Raw genomic sequence first — 16,450 nt, 5'->3', positions numbered from 1 at the left:
TGCACCGGGCCGCCGGCCATCGGAGCGCCGACCGCCGGTTCGCTGGTTCGATCAGATATCGTGGTGGCGTTTCATCCAGTTGATCAGCCCGCCGTCGAGCAGCACCTCGACCTGTCGCGGCGTCAGATCGTGGCGCAGGGTGATCTTGCCCTGGGGCGTCTCGGCGGTCAGGGTATCGCCGTCCTGGAGAGCCTTGTGCAGCCCCGAGAAGCGCAGCGTCTGGCCGGTCTCCAGCGCGTCGTAATCGGCGTCGCTGTCGAAACGCAGCGGCAGCACGCCGAAGTTGACCAGGTTCTGCCAGTGGATGCGCGCGAAGCTTTTGGCTACCACTACCCGCAGGCCCAGATAGCGTGGCGCGATGGCGGCGTGTTCGCGGCTCGAGCCCTGGCCGTAGTTGCCCCCGGCGATCAGCGCGTGATCACCGCTGTCGTGGGCGTTGCCGACGTAATCCGCGTCGACGGGCCCGAAGCAGAAGTCCGAGATTCGCGGGATGTTGCTGCGGTAGGGCAGCACCTCGTTGCCGGCGGGCATGATTTCGTCGGTGGAGATGTCGTCGGCCATCTTGAGCAGGATGGTCAGCTCGAGGTCGTCGCCGATCGGCTCGAACTCCGGCAGCGAGGCGATGTTGGGTCCCTTGATCAGCTGGACCCGCGAGGACTCCGATGCCGGCAGGGGCGGCATCAGGTCGCGGGTATTGAGGATCGGGTCGATCGGATCGCTGACCCTGGGGTAATCGAAATCAAGGTCACGGGGATCGGTGATCTCGCCCCTGAGCGCCGAGGCGGTGGCAGTTTCCGGGCTGCACAGGAAAACGCGGTCCTCGCGCGTGCCGGAGCGGCCGGGAAAGTTGCGCGGCGTGGTCCGCAGGCTGTTGGTGTCGTTGGCCGGTGCCTGGCCCATGCCGATGCAGCCGTTGCAGCCGGCCTGGTGGAGGCGGGCGCCGGCGCCCAGAAGGTTGAGCACGTGACCGTCGCGGGTCAGAGTCTCGAGGATCGAGCGCGAGGTGGGGTTGACGTCGAACGACACCCAGTCGCTGACCTGGCGGCCCTTGACCATCTCCGCGGCGATGGCGAAGTCGCGATAGCCGGGATTGGCCGACGAGCCGATATAGGCCTGGGAGAGGCTTTCGCCGGCGATCTCGCGGACCGGTACTACATTCCCGGGGCTCGAGGGTCTGGCGATCAGCGGCACCACGTTCGACAGGTCGATGGTCTCGTGAACGTCATAGTCGGCGCCGTCGTCGGCCTCGAGGGGGGCGAAGTCATCGGGGCGGCCCACTGCCCCGAGGAAGCGTTTTACCGCCTCGTCGGCGGGGAACACGCTGGTGGTGGCGCCCAGCTCGGCGCCCATGTTGGCAATCACGTGGCGATCCATCGCCGAGAGGCTGGCGAGCCCCGGGCCGTAGTACTCGATGATCCGTCCGGTGCCGCCGTCGACGCCGTGTCGCCTGAGCATCTCCAGGATCACGTCCTTGGCGCTGACCCAGTCGGGCAGGGCATTGGTGAGCTTGACCCCCCAGATCTCGGGCATCTTGAGGTGAAAGGGCTCGCCGGCCATGGCCATCGCCACGTCGATGCCGCCGGCGCCGATCGCCAGCATGCCCATCGAGCCGGCGGCGGGCGTGTGGCTGTCCGAGCCCAGCAACGTCCTGCCGGGCCTGCCGAAATGCTGCTGGTGGGTGGGGTGGCTGACTCCGTTGCCGGCCCGCGAGAACCACACCCCGAGCCGGGCGGCGGCGCTCTGCAGGAAGCGGTGATCGTCGGGGTTCCTGTTGTCCTCCTGGATCAGGTTGTGATCGACATACTGCGCCGACACCTCGGTTCGTACCCGGTCGAGTCCCATCGCCTCGAGTTCCAGCATCACCATCGTGCCGGTCGCGTCCTGGGTCAGCGTCTGGTCGATGGTCAGGGCGATCGGTTCTCCCGGGGTCATGTGGCCCTGTGTCAGATGGGCGCCGATCAGCTTCTGTGCCACGTTCATGGCCATGAGGTCTCTCCTTGTGCGGGTCCTTCCTGCGATGTATCGCCGTCCTGTCTCCCAGTGTAGAAAACCGCTCCCGATCGACTAACGTCGCACGTCGCCTGACTGACGCGGCGAATGGCATGTTCTATGTTACGTAAACGTCAATAAGCGCGGGTCGGCCAAGCGTTGAAAGCCGGCCGCATTGCGTCGGCGCACGTCCCACCCCTCGACGGTGCCGCCGACTACAGTGACGGGGAGGGGCGTTGCACGGCAGCGATCACCGCCCCGGCCGACTGCCATCCGGAGCTCGCTCACGAGGCGCTCGGTTCCGGTTCTGTGATGTGACTCGCGTGTCCCGCGATCCGGGATACGACAAGGAGCGACGAGCATGAGTACAACAACAGCCGCGGGTGTCGTTCATGAACCGACCTTCCTGAACGGTGATGAATTTCATATTCCCCGGTTCGAGCTGCTCCGGCAGGACGGGACGCTGCATCCGCAGGCTGCCGCGCCCGAGTTCGAGCGCGAGACGGCATTGCGCATCTATCGCGCCATGCTGTTCACCCGGGTGCTCGACGAGCGGATGATGGCCGCCCAGCGCCAGGGGCGGCTGAGCTTCTACATGCAGTCCACTGGTGAGGAGGGTACCGTGGTCGGCAGCACCGCGGCGCTCGATCCCGGCGACATGATCATGGCCCAGTATCGCGAGCAGGGCGCCCTGGCCTACCGCGGCTTCGGCCTCGACGAATTCATGGACCAGCTGTTCGGCAACGAGCACGACCATGGCAAGGGCCGGCAGATGCCGATTCACTACGGCTCGAAGACGCTCAACTACCTGACCATCTCCTCGCCGCTGGCCACCCAGATTCCCCAGGCGACCGGCTACGCCTATGGCCAGAAACTGGCCGGTGAGGGTCTCTGCACGCTGACCGTGTTCGGCGAGGGGGCGGCCTCGGAAGGCGACTTCCATGCCGCGCTCAACATGGCTTCGGTGCTCCAGGTGCCGGTGATCTTCCTGTGCCGCAACAACGGCTATGCGATCTCGACACCCGCTCACGAACAGTTCCATGCCGACGGTATCGCCCCACGGGCCTTCGGGTACCGCATGAAAGTGATCCGCGTCGACGGCAACGACGTGCTGGCCGTCCATCAGGCGACCCGGGCGGCGCGCAAGCTGGCGGTGGAGGACAACCAGCCGGTGCTGATCGAGGCGATGACCTACCGGCTCGCGGCGCACTCTTCCTCGGACGATCCATCGGGCTATCGCAGCCGCAAGGAAGAGGATGCCTGGCGCGAGAAGGACCCGATCCTGCGCATGCGGCGCTGGCTCGAGGCGCAGGGCTGGTGGAGCGACGATGAAGAAAAGCACGAGCAGGAAACCCGGCGCCGCGAGGTGCTGGAGGCGATGAAGGCCGCCGAGAAGCGCCGGCCGCCGGCCCTCGAGACGCTGGTGACCGACGTCTACGCGCAGGTGACCCCGGCACTGGCCGAGCAGCTCGCCGCGCTCGAGTCGCACATTCGCAAGTATCCGGATGCCTACCCGAAAAGTGCCCCCTATCTGGATCGGGACAAGGCGACAGGAGGGCGTGACCATGGCTGAGATGAATCTGCTCCAGGCCATCAACAGCGCCCTCGACACGGCGATGGCCGCCAACGACAAGGTGGTCTGCTTCGGCGAGGACGTCGGCGTGTTTGGCGGCGTGTTCCGCGCCACCAGCCACCTTCAGGAAAAGTATGGGCGCGATCGCTGCTTCAACACCCCGCTGGTCGAGCAGGGGATCATCGGCTTCGCCAACGGGCTGGCGGCGCAGGGGGCGGTGCCGGTGGCGGAGATCCAGTTCGCCGACTACATCTTTCCGGCCTTCGACCAGATCGTCAACGAGACCGCCAAGTTCCGTTACCGCTCCGGCAATCTGTTCGACGTTGGCGGGCTGAGCATCCGCACACCCTACGGCGGCGGCATCGCCGGCGGCCACTATCATTCGCAGTCCCCGGAGGCCTATTTTGCCCACACGCCGGGGCTGCGGGTCGTCGTGCCGCGCAACCCGCACCAGGCCAAGGGCCTGCTGCTGGCCGCGATCCGTACCCCCGATCCGGTGCTGTTTCTCGAGCCCAAGCGGCTGTATCGCGCCGCGGTGGGCGAGGTGCCGGACGAGGACTACGAGCTGCCGCTGGGCGAAGCGGAAATCACCCGGGAGGGCACGGATATCACGCTGCTTGCCTGGGGAGCACAGATGGAGGTCCTCGACAGGGCGGCGGAACTCGCCGAAAAGGAGGGCATCGACTGCGAGATCATCGACCTGCGCAGCATCCTGCCCTGGGACGTCGAGACCGTGACCGAATCCGTGCTCAAGACCGGCCGCCTGGTGATCAGCCACGAGGCACCGTTGACCGGCGGTTTCGCCGCCGAGATCGCCGCCACCATCCAGAGCCGCTGCTTTCTCTACCTGGAATCGCCCATCGCCCGGGTGACCGGCCTGGACACGCCCTTCCCGCTGACGCTGGAGAAGGAGTATCTGCCGGACCACCTGAAGGTCTTCGAGGCGATCAAGGCCACCATCGATTATTGAGCGGCGAGTTCGGGAGAGAGGACATGAGCGATTTCATTCTGCCGGACATCGGCGAGGGCATCGTCGAGTGCGAGCTGGTCAAGTGGCTGATTCAGGAAGGTGACGTCATCGAGGAGGACCAGCCGGTCGCCGAGGTGATGACCGACAAGGCGCTGGTCGAGATTCCCGCCCCTCATGCGGGGCGTGTGACCCGGCTCTATCACCGCGAGGGCGAGACAGCCCGGGTGCACTCGCCACTGTTCGCCGTCGAGCCGCTGGAAGAGGGCGCCGATCAGGGAGCTGTCGGCCGTGACGAGCCGGAGGATCAAACCACGGACGAATCGGGCGTGGCTGTTGCAGCGGCCGAGTCGTCTGCGGCCGCGAGTGACACGGGCAGCCCCGAGGGTGAAGACGCGACGAGCGAGGACTTCATCCTGCCGGATATCGGCGAGGGCATCGTCGAGTGCGAGGTGGTCGAATGGCGCATCCGCGAGGGCGACGAGATCGAGGAGGACCAGCCGGTGGTCGACGTGATGACCGACAAGGCGCTGGTCGAGATTACCGCGCCCAGGGCCGGGCGCGTCACACGGCTCTACTACCAGCCCCGGGAAAGTGCCCGCGTTCATGCGCCGCTGTTTGCCTATGTGCCCCGTGACCGGCAGGCCGACGCGGCGGCTCCATCACCCCGTCACAAGTCGTCTCACCGCGGCCCGACCGAGCGCGGCCCGACCGACACGGCGTCTGCCGAAAGCCCCCGGGCATGCCGCACCGCCGGCACGGGCCAGGGGCCCTACGGGCGGATCCCCGCCAGCCCGGCGGTGCGGCGTCTGGTACGCGAGCTGGGCGTGAGCCTCGCGGACGTGCCGGGCTCCGGCAAGCACGGCCGGGTGCTCAAGGAAGATATCCTCGCCTTCAAGAAAGCGCGTGACGGCAAGGGGGCGACCCCGACGCCCGCGGAGTCGAGCACGCCCGGCCATGCCACGGCCGAGCGTACGGCGGACGGCGAGGTCCGGGTCGAGCCGCTGCGCGGAGTGCGTGCGGCGATGGCCCGGCGCATGAGCGAGGCATCGGCGACCATTCCCCACTTCAGTTACGGTGACGAGATCGACGTCACCGAGCTGCTGGCGCTGCGCGAACGGCTCAAGCCGATGGCCGAGCGCGACGGCACCCGGCTGACGCTGATGCCGTTGATCATGAAAGCGCTGGGCCTGGCGGTGACGGCCTATCCGATCCTCAACAGTCGGCTCAGCGACGACGGCAGCGAGATCCACTATCAGCCGCACTGCAATGTGGGCATGGCGGTGGACAGCCGGGCGGGGCTGCTGGTGCCCAACGTCAAGCGCGTCGAGCGGCTCAGCGTGCGCGAGATTGCCGACGAGGTGGCGCGGCTGACCGAGGCCGCCCGCGAGGGCCGGGTGAGTCAGGCCGACCTGCAGGGCGGCACCATCAGCATCTCCAACATCGGGGCGCTGGGCGGCACCTATGCGGCGCCGATCATCAACCCGCCGGAGGTGGCGATCGTCGCCCTGGGGCGGGTCCAGACCCTGCCGCGCTTCGATGCCGACGGCAAGGTGGTGTCGCGCGCGATCATGACCATCACCTGGTCGGGCGACCACCGGATCATCGACGGTGGCACCATCTCGCGCTTCTGCAATCGCTGGAAGGACTACCTCGAGGCGCCGCAGACGATGTTGCTCGACATGACGTGAACATGGCGAAGAGGGCGGCATGGCCCGGGATACGCTCGAACAGTTCTACATCCCCGAAGAGCAGTCGATCTATCTGCTCAGTCACGACGATGCCCGCAAGCTCAAGGACTGGGTCGCGCTGTGCCGCACCCAGCTCGAGCAGCTCGGCTATCGCGACATCGAGCTGGTCGGCAAGGGCGCCTACGGTTTCGTCTTCGCCGGTGTCTCGGCGCACGGCGAGCGCCATGTCTTCAAGTTCTCGCGGATCACCCTGCCGCAGCACCTTCAGGACCGCCTGGAGGAAGAGGCGTTCATGCTCGAGCAGGTCGATCATCCGCGAGTGCCCAGGCTGGTCGCCTTCCAGCGCATTCGCCGCCAGTCGATCCTGGTCATGGAGCGCGCGCCGGGGAACAATCTCGAGGAGTATTCGCTGCGTCACGGCCGCCTGCCGCCGCGCCTGGTGGTGCATATCGCCGCCCAGCTCGCCGACATCCTGCGTAGCCTGCGACGCGAAGCCGGGCCGCACGGCAAGCCGGTGGTTCACGGCGACATCAAGCCCTCCAACCTGGTCTTCGACCCGCGCACCGAGCGCGTGGCGCTGATCGACTGGGGCTCCTCGGTGTTCGCCCAGCTCGATGCCAGGGGCCAGTTCGTCTCCAATAGTGTCATGGAGCTGATGTCCGGCGACCTGCAGCACACCAATGCCCGGCTGGGCGATGTCTATTTCATCGGCGACGAGCAGTTGAACGGCGGCCTGTCGTCGCCGCGCTTCGATGAGCAGGGTGTGGCCGCCACCCTCTATGCACTGGCCTCGGCGCAGTCGTGTCGCTTCGGCCGGCGCGCGATCCCGGCAACGTCGCTCGGCCTGCCCGTCGAGTTCGCCCGGGTGCTGGACGGCATGCTCGACGCCGACCCGCAACATCGCCGCCGTGCCGGCGACTACTTCCTCGCTGCGATGCCGCGCCTGGCGCGACTGGTCATGGTCGACCTGCCCGAGCCGGCCGAGTCGGCGCAGATCCCGGTCTGGACCCGGTCCGGGCGCGGCGAGATCGATACCGTGGTCTACAGCTCGCGCAAGGCGTTCCTGCGCGAGGCGGTCGCCACCGACACCTTGCGGGCGGTCAACGACGTCCAGCTCGATCGCTATTACCGGACCTTCATGCAAGGCATGGGCGAGACCGAAAAGGCCTTTCTCGCCGCAGTCAGCCGGCTCGGCAAGTATCCTGTGGTGGGTGGGCTGGCGGTGCGCTGGGCGAGCGACGGCGTGTACATCGACAGCGTCCTCGACCTGCACGACCCGTCGCTCAAGCGTGCCTTCGTTGCCGCGGTCAACAACATGGTCACGCTGGCGCGGGCGATCTACCGCCGCGGCATCTTCAAGAGCTGCCTGTTCAATGCCCGCGACACGCGACACATCGACCGCACCGACCCCGAGGCACCGTTTCGGCCCCCGGCGGGCATGACGCTGCCCTACGAGGTGAGTGCCGTGCCCGAGCTCGAGGATCGCACCCGTGTTCACTCCTATTTCGAGGACGGCCCCGACCCCGAGGAATTCCTGCAGCTTCCCGAGGCGATCCTGCAGCAGCTCGAGGCCCTCAACACGATCCATCACACCGGGCTGATCATCTTCGAGGCCTTGCCGAATCATCTCAAGATCCACAGTTATTACCGGCTGCTCGACCCGGCGCGCGAGCCGGAATTCCGTGCCTGCCTCGCCGCCATGCTCGACGCCGTGCCGCTGATCCGCGGGCTGGGCGTGTCCGGCTACATGAAGATGCCCTACAAGGACACTCGGAGCTTCTCGCATATCGAGCGTCTGCCGGCACGCTTCTATCCCCGCAATCCCCGCGAAGCCGCTCGCGCTGGCTTTGGTGCCGCTTGATCGTCACGTTCTCGAAGCCGTAACGAAACATCACATCATGGGTTTGTGAAGGCACGCCTTGGCGACTACGTTGAGGCGGAATCGGTCAATCTTGACCCTTCGATGGCAGACTAAAGGAGGAGTTTGCGATGAAAGAGACCCAGGATCTTTTCCCGACCCGTCTCGAACGAAAGCTGGGCATGTTCGAGCGTATCGATCCCGTGGTACACAGCGCCGACGAGCAGCGTGCCAATGGTCCCCTCAGCGAAGCACAACTCGATGAGTTCGACAGAAAAGGATTTCTGTCCTTCGAGGGGTTCTTCGGTCAGGAGGAAATGGACGCCTTCCTGCAGGAACTGCGCGATTACGAGGATGACGAGGACCTCAAGCTTTCCGAGGGCACTATCCTTGAGCCGGGCAAGCAGGAAATCCGCTCGGTCTTCGGCATTCACGAGGTCTCCGAGCACTTCAGCCGGCTGACCCGGGATCCGCGCCTGCTGGCAATGGTGCAGCAGATTCTCGGCAGCGAGGTTTATATCCACCAGTCACGCATCAACTACAAGCCCGGCTTCAAGGGCAAGGGCTTCGACTGGCACTCGGACTTCGAGACCTGGCACAGTGAGGATGGCATGCCGCGCATGCGCTCGCTGAGCTGCTCGATCATCCTGACCGACAATGGCGAGTTCAATGGCCCGCTGATGCTGATCCCCGGTTCCCACCGGCAGTTCGTGCCCTGTGTGGGTCGCACGCCGGAGGACAACTACAAGGAATCGCTGAAAAGCCAGGAGATCGGTGTTCCGGACGAGGCCAGCCTGCGTGATCTGATGATCGAGGGCGACATCGAGGCGCCCAAGGGACCGGCCGGCTCGCTGGTGATGTTCGAGTGCAACACCATGCACGGCTCCAACATCAACATGTCCTGCTGGCCGCGCAGCAACCTGTTCTTCGTCTACAACAGCGTCGAGAATACGCTGCACGACCCGTACTGCGGCAACCGGCCGCGGCCGGAGTTCCTCGCCAATCGCAAGGACTGGCGTGCCTTGACCCCGGTGGAATGATGCCGGATGGCACGACCGTTCGGGCCGTTGCCCGACGAGACGCAACAGGCACCCCGCGGGGTGCCTGTTGTCGTTGAGTACCCTGAATCGCGGGCGCGCTTACTCACGGGCAAGCCCGTCTCCCCACACGTCGTGCCAGGCCCAGCCATCCTTTTCGATATAGGCGAGCAGCAGACGCTGGTTGCCCAGCGTCGCGTGCATCCGCCGCCAGGCTTCATCGTCGTGCGTGATACCCGGCAGAGTCGCGAAGTCATCGAGCGACGGAAGCCGCGGGGAACGCGAGGCCGGATGGATGAAGGCGCTGTCCAGCGTGGCGAGGAAACCATCGATCAGGGCCTGTGTGGTCGCCAACTGAAAGCGCACCGTCGCGGGCAGGGCGGGGCAGGCGTGCTGCAGAACCACCAGAGCCTGATAAAGCCGGGCCAGAGCGACCGGCAGGGCATGATCCGCGTGCCGGCTGTGGAAATAGTGCAGGACCGGGTAGGCCAGATGCTGCTGGCCCAGGCTGGCGATGTCGCCCTGCACCTGCTGCAGCTGGTTGGCCAGACTCCGGTAATCGCCGTCACCGGCGGTAGCGGCGGCGATCCGGCAGGGCGTGCGGCCGATCGCGCTGATCGTCAGGGCCAACTGGCGCTTGTGGGTGACCGCCGACACCACCGGCACGATGTAGGTCACGGCCAGCGTGAAGAGGATCAGGCCGTTGCTGGCGGCGACCACGCTCAAGAAGCGCCACAAGGCGTTGGCGGGCACGAAGTCGCCGTAGCCCAGGGTGGTGAGCGTGTAGCCGGTGAAGTAGGCGCGCTCGCCCAGCGAGGCGGCGACCCGTGAAGTGGCATTGACCACCGCGAGCGGTTCGCTGCTGAATAGCAACCACCAGCCCGTCCAGGCAATGACGATCCAGCTCAGCATCAGGGCGCCGGCAATGCAGGGGCCGGCGGCCGCAAGCAGGGCATGGTTGCGTCGGCGCCGATGCTGCCAGAGCAGCCATCGCCAGATGAGACTGATCAGGCGATTGGTGACGGGACCGGAACTCGAAGCCGAGAGGGTGGTGCGGGCGGCATCGTAGATTGCCAGCAGCACCAGGGCGCTGCCGGCCACGATGAACAACAGACTTTGCGACATGGAATCTCCTTTCCGTGTGTCGGGTGGCCGTCCTGGCCACCATGCCTGGCATGGCAAGGCATCATGGTACTACCCACGGCGCTTGCCGTAAGGTGAGGGGCTACGCAACGCTGCAGAGGAAACCGCCATGACCCCGACCGACACGCGCCTTGCTCGCGCCATCGAGTGCCTCGATGCCCTGCACGCCGAGGACCCCCGCAGCGTGCAGGTTGGCGGCGAAACCCTGCCCCACGAACTGCATTACGCCCACTGCATGAGCGCCTGGCTGGAGCGGGTGGCACCCGAGGCATCCGAGGCGCTGCGCCTGGCGGTGCGTGCCCAGCATCTTCAGCGTTGGCAGATCCCCCGGGACGACTATCCGCGTGATCGTCCCGGGTACCTGGCCTGGCGCCGCGACCTGGGGCGCCGACAGGCAGACATGGCGGCCGAGGTCCTGCGCGATGTCGGCTATGACGAGGCGACCGGCGAGCGGGTGGCGCGCCTGATCCGCAAGGAAGGGCTGCGGCGCGATCCCGAAACCCAGGCGCTGGAGGACACCGCCTGCCTGGTCTTTCTCGACAACGAGCTCGCCGAGTTCGCGACGCGTCACGACGAGGACAAGATCCTGCGCATTCTGCGCAAGACCTGGGCCAAGATGTCGCCGCGCGGCCGTGAACTGGCGATGATGATCGAGCTGCCTGAGGAGGCGCAGGCGCTGGTACAGCGCGCCCTTGCCTAGAGGGCGCACTCAGCGCAGCTTGGTCTGGCGCCGCTCGAGCAGCTCCTGCGGCGGATGAAAGGCATCGGCGCGGGCGCTTTCCCAGAAGTGGCGGAAGACATGATGGTCCGGCGTTCCACTCAGCAGTTCGCCCGGCTCGAGGTAGGCGTAGAGGGTATCCAGTGTCTGAACCTCGGTGCGCGAGGCCCGGCGCAGGACGTGTTCGGGGCCGAGTTGTTCGGGATGCGTCAGGCCCGCGGCGGCCAGCATCTCGGCCAGCGCCTTCAGGGTGTTCTCGTGGAACCGGGCGACGCGTTGCGACTTGTCGGCGACATCCAGCTTGCGGCCGCGGCGCGGGTTCTGGGTCGCCACGCCACTGGGGCAGCGGTCGGTATGGCAGGACATTGACTGAATGCAGCCCAGCGCGAACATGAAGCCGCGCGCGGCATTGCACCAGTCGGCCCCCAGGGCGATCGTGCGGGCCACGTCGAAGGCCGAAATGATCTTGCCCGAGGCGCCGACACGGATACGCTCGCGGAGCCCGGCGCCGACCAGGGTGTTGTGGACCAGCAGCAGCGCTTCGGTCAGTGGCATGCCCAGCCGGTTGATGAACTCCAGCGGGGCGGCGCCGGTGCCGCCTTCACCCCCGTCGACGACGATGAAGTCCGGGCGGGTATCGCTTTCCAGCATCGCCTTGACCAGCCCGAACCACTCCCAGGGGTGGCCGATGGCCAGCTTGATGCCCACCGGCTTGCCGCCGGACAGGTGTCGCAGGCGTTCGATGAAGGCCATCATTTCCAGCGGTGTGGTGAAGGCGCTGTGGCCGGCCGGCGAGACCACATCCCTGCCCTGTGGAACCCCGCGGGTGGCGGCGATTTCCGGCGTCACCTTGGCGGCCGGGAGAATCCCGCCGTGGCCCGGCTTGGCGCCCTGCGAGAGCTTGATCTCGATCATCTTGACCGACTCGAGGGTGGCGTTCTCGACGAAGCGTGATTCGCTGAAGCTGCCATCCTCGTTGCGACAGCCGAAGTAGCCCGAGCCGATTTCCCAGACGAGATCGCCACCGTAGCGGTGGTAGGGCGAGATCGCGCCCTCGCCGGTGTCGTGATAGAAGCCGCCCTGCTTCGCGCCCTTGTTCAGGGCGCCGATGGCATTGGCCGAAAGCGCCCCGAAACTCATCGCCGAAATGTTGAACACGCTGGCCGAATAGGGCTGGGCGCAGTCGGCGCCGATCACCAGGCGGAAGTCATGATCGTCGATCGTCGCCGGTCGTAACGAGGGGCTCATCCACTCGTAGCCCTCGGCGTAGAGATTCTGTATCGAACCGAAGGCCTTCTTGTCCGAGACGTTCTTGGCGCGCCGATAGACCAGGGAGCGTTGCTCGCGGGAGAATGGCCGGGCGTCGGTATCCGACTCGATGAAGTACTGGCGGATTTCAGGGCCGATCGACTCCAGCCAATAGCGAAAGTGGGCGAGGATCGGGTAGTTGCGGCTCACGGTGTGGCGCTTCTGGCACAGGTCGTAGGTACCCAGCGCGGCCAGAGCCCCAAGGAACAGGGCCGCCCAGCCCCATCCCGGTGCGGCAGGCCAGAGTGCCAGCGAGACGACCAGGCCGATCAGGCTGAAGGTGTAGGGGGCATAGCGGAAGGGAAGGCGACTCAGCAGTGACGGGTCGTGCATCGGTGGGCTCCTGTCGGCAATGCGGGACAGTCAAAAGCAGGCCGCTGCGCTTTGCAAGCGGGCATGGCCGGTCTGCTATGGTGAAGGAACCGATTGTCGGTTCCGCCGTTCCGGCGCCGCAGGGGGCCATCGCCGATGCCACGGCTCGTACAGCCGGCGCCACTGACGCTGGATGCCAAGCGTGCATTTCTTTCCAACCCGGCCAGTTACGGTATCGCTTCGCCCGTCGAGGTGGTGGAAACCCATGTGTCCTGGGTGTTTCTCACCCCACAACGTGTCTACAAGCTGAAGAAACCGGTCGTCTGGGATCATGTCGACTTCACCACCCTCGCGGCTCGGCGCGCCAATTGCCTGGCCGAAGTCACGCTCAATCGCCGTCTGGCCGCGCCGACCTATCTGGGAGTGGTGGCACTGGTACGCAATGGCACCGGCGACGTGCGGTTGTGTCGGGAACCGGCTCCCGGGGATGCGGTACAGGACTGGCTGGTCGAGATGCGACGCCTTCCCCGCGAGGAGATGCTGGACCGTCGCATTGCCACCGGACGTATCTCATGTGCCGACCTGGAGCCGGTGGTCGAGCGGCTGGTCGCGCTGTATCGGCATGCCGAGCCCGAGCCGCTGACCGGTGCCGAGTATCGGGGGTATTTTCGGCGTACCCTTGGCGAGCATGCCGACTCGCTGTGTGACGCCCGCTTGGGAATGGATCACCACCGCGTGCGTTGCCTTGAAGCCGGGCTTCAGGCGTTTCTGAGCCGCCATCCCGACCTCTTCGAGGCGCGCGTGGTTGCCGGTCGAATCGTCGAGGCGCATGGCGACCTGCGCCCGCAGCACATCTGTCTGATCGACCCGCCCCAGATCATCGACTGCCTGGAATTCGATCGTGACCTGCGTCGCCTCGACCCGCTCGATGAACTCGGCTTTCTGGCCATGGAGTGCCGGCGTAAAGGAGCCGCCTGGGTGGGGGACGTGATTCTCGACTGTTACGCATCGCTCAGCGGTGATGGCTGTCCGCCAAGGCTGGTGGCCTTCTATCAAGCCTACCGTGCATTCCTGCGTGCCCTGCTGGCCGCCTGGCATCTGCTCGACGAGGATTGTCGTGATCCGCAGCATTGGCGATGCAAGGCTGACGGCTATCTCGTCTTGGCCGAGGAGTATCTGGCCGAAACCGGACTCGACCGGGGAATTGCCTTACCTTGAGTCGGAGGGTGCCGAAACGTCAGGCCATGCCGCCTTCGGCGAGCTCGATCCGCGACCCGCCCGTGTGCAGGCGACGGATCGCCTCGCCGAGTAGCGGTGTGACATCGATCACGTCGAGCTTGTCTCTCACCGCCGAGTCCCGGAGGCGAAACGGCGGCACGGTGTTGCTGACCATGAGACGGCTCAGGTCGTCGGTCGCGAGGATCGTGTCGGAGTGTTCCGAAAAGAGCCCGTGGGTGGCCAGGGCGTGAACCTGCGCCGCCCCGTGCTCGAGAAAGGCTCTGGCTGCACGGGTCATGGTGGTGCCGCTGGCGATCAGGTCATCGACGACCAGCACGGTGCGCCCCTCGACATCGCCGGCGACGAGCTTGCCGGTCACCCGTCCCTCGCTGCGCTTCTTCTCCATGAAGGCCAGCGGAATCTCTTGGTCGAGCCGTCGCTCGAGCGACTCCCGGAAGGCATCGGCGCGCTTGACGCCGCCGACGTCCGGGGAAGCCACGCATAGCCGCTCGGGAGAAGGATTGTGGCCGAGCCAGGCGTCGATGAGGGCGTGTCGGGTCTCGAGCATGTCATTCGGGCAGCGGAAGGCGTTCTGGAAGGCGGCCACGTTATGCACGTCGAGCGTGACGAAGCGGTCTATGGTCATGGCCTCGAACAGCTGAGCGATATAGCGAGTGGTGACCGGATCGCGCGGCTTGGTGCGGCGGTCCTTGCGCGAATAGCCCAGGTAGGGGGCGACCATGGTGAGGCGCGCTGCGCCGGCGTCCCTGAGCGCCCCGAGCAGGAACAACACCCGTATCAGCTTGTCGCTGACGGCCTGCTCCGGGCTGCCGTAGAGTGACTGCACGAGGTAGACGTCACGCTCGCGCACGCTCATGGTCGGCCGTATCTTGTGCTCACCATCCTCGAAAGCACGCTCCTCGTGACTACCGTGCTCGGCGCCCGCGTGCCCGGCAACGTGGCCGGCAAAGTCGCTGTCGGCCGTCAGGCTGAAGACAAGCGGGGGGCTGAGCGTCATGCCGGTCTCCGGTAGGTCAGGGCGCGAGTCCTGATACGCCATACTCGCGGTACGCATCGTTGGAGCAAGTCGGTCGCCGCCCGACTCAGCCGAGCGAGGCCTGTCGACCCTCGCCTTCGGCAAGTCGCCGCAGTCCCTCGAGATCGAGAATCTGGAACTCACGGCCGCGGGTATCCATCAGCTGCTGCTGCTGGAAGCGGCTCAGAAGCCGGCTCACCGTTTCCACCGCCAGACCCAGATAATTACCGATATCGCCCCGGGACATGGCCAGCCGGAAGCAGTAGGGAGAGTAACCGCGTCGCCGGAAGCGTGCGGACATGGCCAAGAAGAAGCTGGCCAGTCGCACATCGGAGGTACGGCGCAGCAACAGGCGTACCAGCATGCGCTCGTGGTGCATCTCCCGGCTCATGGCGTGAAAGAGGTGATTGCGCATCTCGATGACCAACGGGTGTTGGCCTTCCAGACGCTTGAAGGGCACCTCGCAGACCGTGGTGGTTTCCAACGCGACCACACTGCCCGGATAGCGCTGGTCGCCGACCCCGTCGAGGCCGACCCACTCGCCGGGCAGGAAGAACTGGGTGACCTGATCCTCGCCCGAGGGCAAGCGCGACGACTGCTTGAGGCTGCCCGAACGAACAATGAAGAAGCTGGAGAAGGTGGCGCCCTGCTGGAACAGTACCTGACGCTTGTGCAGCGGTGGGGATTGCCGGGTCAGCGACTCGAACTGTTCCATCTCCTGAAACGTCAGTGTCGACGGTGTACAGAGTGAACTGAGGCCGCATGTCTGGCAACGAGCATTGGCCTGGCGCGCCATTGGCGGGATGCGGCTGTGTGTCGTCATTTCCCCCTCCCGATACCGGGTATGCATTGTGAGTATGGAAGAGGGTTCAGAGGGGAAAAAGGCTGGTATTCGCCATCAAGATCAGGTGAGTTTGCTGGTCTTTTTTAGGCTATCGGCACACGCATGACCTCCATCAAAGTTTATTGAAGCCTCGCTGACTACAGTGCGCCGCAAGACGCAACAAAACAATCAGAATGCCGGTCGGCGGGTCAAAGCCGCACGGTGTCACACGCCACTTTATTACAGGGGGGAGTGCCATGCTGGTCGCACTCGACACCAAGAAGACTGTGCTGCTGCCCGAGGAGGGGAGCCTCCGGGCCATTGCGCATGAGGCGGAAGAGGGCGCTCACTATTACCAGTTGTCGCTGCGCTTTCTGGCTTATCAGCCGGCCGTGAGCCGACTCTTCGATATTCTCGCCGGCGAGTGTCGCGAGCGCGTCAAGGCGCTGGCAAGCACGGCAGAGCGCATGCAGCTGGTGGAGCGAGCGACGCTGAAGGCCAACTCCCGGGTACTGGCCGAGGCACCCGCTTGCAGCCACTTCTTCGTTACCGATGAAGGCATGGCCTCGCAGCTCATTCGGGAGGCGCTACAGAGGGCCGAGCAGTCCTTGTCGTGCTACCGCTTCTGGTTCGGCCTCAATGCGGTGACCGCCTGGCAGCCCCTGCTCAAGGACATCGTCGCCCAGAAGCGTGCCGAGTGCCGCCTGATCGCCGAGAGTGCACCCGGCGATCTCCCGCCCCTGTCACCGGTCCTGGCGGAGCGCTGTATCGCCTGAG

General features: G+C 65.8%; 13 protein-coding genes. 8 read left to right on the top strand and 5 right to left on the bottom strand.

The features are described 5' to 3' along the window. Positions 1-51: 51 nt before the first annotated feature. Complete coding sequence (locus G7A98_RS07645; RefSeq protein ID WP_163649049.1) at positions 52-1,986, bottom strand: aconitate hydratase; 1,935 nt, start codon at positions 1,984-1,986, stop codon at positions 52-54. 364 nt (positions 1,987-2,350) lie between these two features. Between G7A98_RS07645 and G7A98_RS07640 the strand changes: the two genes are divergently transcribed. From G7A98_RS07640 to thpD, 5 genes are all read left to right on the top strand, one after another. Continuing rightward, positions 2,351-3,562, top strand: coding sequence for a thiamine pyrophosphate-dependent dehydrogenase E1 component subunit alpha (locus G7A98_RS07640; RefSeq protein ID WP_163649048.1), 1,212 nt, complete (start codon positions 2,351-2,353; stop codon positions 3,560-3,562). Beyond that, the gene (locus tag G7A98_RS07635) at positions 3,555-4,532 is read left to right on the top strand and encodes a transketolase C-terminal domain-containing protein (protein ID WP_163649047.1); all 978 of its coding nucleotides are present in this window, start codon (positions 3,555-3,557) and stop codon (positions 4,530-4,532) included. Before G7A98_RS07640 ends, G7A98_RS07635 begins: the two co-directional genes overlap by 8 nt. Before the next feature lie 23 nt (positions 4,533-4,555). Beyond that, complete coding sequence (locus G7A98_RS07630; protein WP_163649046.1) at positions 4,556-6,220, top strand: dihydrolipoyllysine-residue acetyltransferase; 1,665 nt, start codon at positions 4,556-4,558, stop codon at positions 6,218-6,220. A gap of 19 nt (positions 6,221-6,239) precedes the next feature. After that, positions 6,240-8,081, top strand: coding sequence for a protein kinase (locus G7A98_RS07625; RefSeq protein ID WP_163649045.1), 1,842 nt, complete (start codon positions 6,240-6,242; stop codon positions 8,079-8,081). Between the two features lie 128 nt (positions 8,082-8,209). Next, the gene (gene thpD / locus G7A98_RS07620) at positions 8,210-9,118 is read left to right on the top strand and encodes an ectoine hydroxylase (RefSeq protein ID WP_163649043.1); all 909 of its coding nucleotides are present in this window, start codon (positions 8,210-8,212) and stop codon (positions 9,116-9,118) included. 99 nt (positions 9,119-9,217) lie between these two features. Here the strand turns inward: thpD and G7A98_RS07615 are convergent, their stop codons facing one another. Continuing rightward, the gene (locus G7A98_RS07615) at positions 9,218-10,240 is read right to left on the bottom strand and encodes a potassium channel family protein (protein ID WP_163649042.1); all 1,023 of its coding nucleotides are present in this window, start codon (positions 10,238-10,240) and stop codon (positions 9,218-9,220) included. Positions 10,241-10,367: 127 nt separating this feature from the next. On the opposite strand from G7A98_RS07615, the gene G7A98_RS07610 reads away from it, so the two are divergent. Beyond that, positions 10,368-10,958, top strand: coding sequence for a DUF4202 domain-containing protein (locus G7A98_RS07610; RefSeq protein ID WP_163649041.1), 591 nt, complete (start codon positions 10,368-10,370; stop codon positions 10,956-10,958). Positions 10,959-10,967: 9 nt separating this feature from the next. Here G7A98_RS07610 and G7A98_RS07605 read toward each other — a convergent pair whose 3' ends face one another. Beyond that, a complete protein-coding gene (locus tag G7A98_RS07605; RefSeq protein ID WP_163649040.1) occupies positions 10,968-12,617 on the bottom strand; it encodes an FMN-binding glutamate synthase family protein in 1,650 nt (549 codons plus the stop codon). A 93-nt stretch (positions 12,618-12,710) separates the two neighbouring features. On the opposite strand from G7A98_RS07605, the gene G7A98_RS07600 reads away from it, so the two are divergent. Next, the gene (locus tag G7A98_RS07600; protein ID WP_163649038.1) at positions 12,711-13,814 is read left to right on the top strand and encodes a hypothetical protein; all 1,104 of its coding nucleotides are present in this window, start codon (positions 12,711-12,713) and stop codon (positions 13,812-13,814) included. 19 nt (positions 13,815-13,833) lie between these two features. Here G7A98_RS07600 and prs read toward each other — a convergent pair whose 3' ends face one another. Together prs and G7A98_RS07590 are read right to left on the bottom strand one after the other, a co-directional pair. After that, positions 13,834-14,832, bottom strand: coding sequence for a ribose-phosphate diphosphokinase (gene prs, locus G7A98_RS07595; protein WP_163649037.1), 999 nt, complete (start codon positions 14,830-14,832; stop codon positions 13,834-13,836). An 85-nt stretch (positions 14,833-14,917) separates the two neighbouring features. After that, a complete protein-coding gene (locus G7A98_RS07590; protein ID WP_240464700.1) occupies positions 14,918-15,565 on the bottom strand; it encodes a helix-turn-helix domain-containing protein in 648 nt (215 codons plus the stop codon). Between the two features lie 365 nt (positions 15,566-15,930). Between G7A98_RS07590 and G7A98_RS07585 the strand changes: the two genes are divergently transcribed. Further along, positions 15,931-16,449 carry a hypothetical protein gene (locus G7A98_RS07585; protein WP_163649033.1) on the top strand — a complete coding sequence of 173 codons (519 nt, stop codon included), beginning with the start codon at positions 15,931-15,933 and terminating at the stop codon, positions 16,447-16,449. Position 16,450 lies beyond the last annotated feature (1 nt).

This window comes from Modicisalibacter sp. 'Wilcox' (genome assembly GCF_010993675.1).
Taxonomy (GTDB): Bacteria; Pseudomonadota; Gammaproteobacteria; order Pseudomonadales; family Halomonadaceae; genus Modicisalibacter; species Modicisalibacter tunisiensis.
This window is presented reverse-complemented; position numbering and strand designations above follow the sequence as displayed.

Bases quoted from the DNA above. Each gene is read 5' to 3' on its own strand.
- G7A98_RS07585 (WP_163649033.1), top strand. From the start codon at position 15,931: ATGCTGGTCGCACTCGACACCAAGAAGACTGTGCTGCTGCCCGAGGAG.
- G7A98_RS07605 (WP_163649040.1), bottom strand. From the start codon at position 12,617: ATGCACGACCCGTCACTGCTGAGTCGCCTTCCCTTCCGCTATGCCCCC.
- G7A98_RS07625 (WP_163649045.1), top strand. From the start codon at position 6,240: ATGGCCCGGGATACGCTCGAACAGTTCTACATCCCCGAAGAGCAGTCG.
- G7A98_RS07590 (WP_240464700.1), bottom strand. From the start codon at position 15,565: ATGGAACAGTTCGAGTCGCTGACCCGGCAATCCCCACCGCTGCACAAG.
- G7A98_RS07640 (WP_163649048.1), top strand. From the start codon at position 2,351: ATGAGTACAACAACAGCCGCGGGTGTCGTTCATGAACCGACCTTCCTG.
- G7A98_RS07630 (WP_163649046.1), top strand. From the start codon at position 4,556: ATGAGCGATTTCATTCTGCCGGACATCGGCGAGGGCATCGTCGAGTGC.
- prs (WP_163649037.1), bottom strand. From the start codon at position 14,832: ATGACGCTCAGCCCCCCGCTTGTCTTCAGCCTGACGGCCGACAGCGAC.
- G7A98_RS07615 (WP_163649042.1), bottom strand. From the start codon at position 10,240: ATGTCGCAAAGTCTGTTGTTCATCGTGGCCGGCAGCGCCCTGGTGCTG.
- G7A98_RS07635 (WP_163649047.1), top strand. From the start codon at position 3,555: ATGGCTGAGATGAATCTGCTCCAGGCCATCAACAGCGCCCTCGACACG.
- thpD (WP_163649043.1), top strand. From the start codon at position 8,210: ATGAAAGAGACCCAGGATCTTTTCCCGACCCGTCTCGAACGAAAGCTG.
- G7A98_RS07610 (WP_163649041.1), top strand. From the start codon at position 10,368: ATGACCCCGACCGACACGCGCCTTGCTCGCGCCATCGAGTGCCTCGAT.
- G7A98_RS07645 (WP_163649049.1), bottom strand. From the start codon at position 1,986: ATGGCCATGAACGTGGCACAGAAGCTGATCGGCGCCCATCTGACACAG.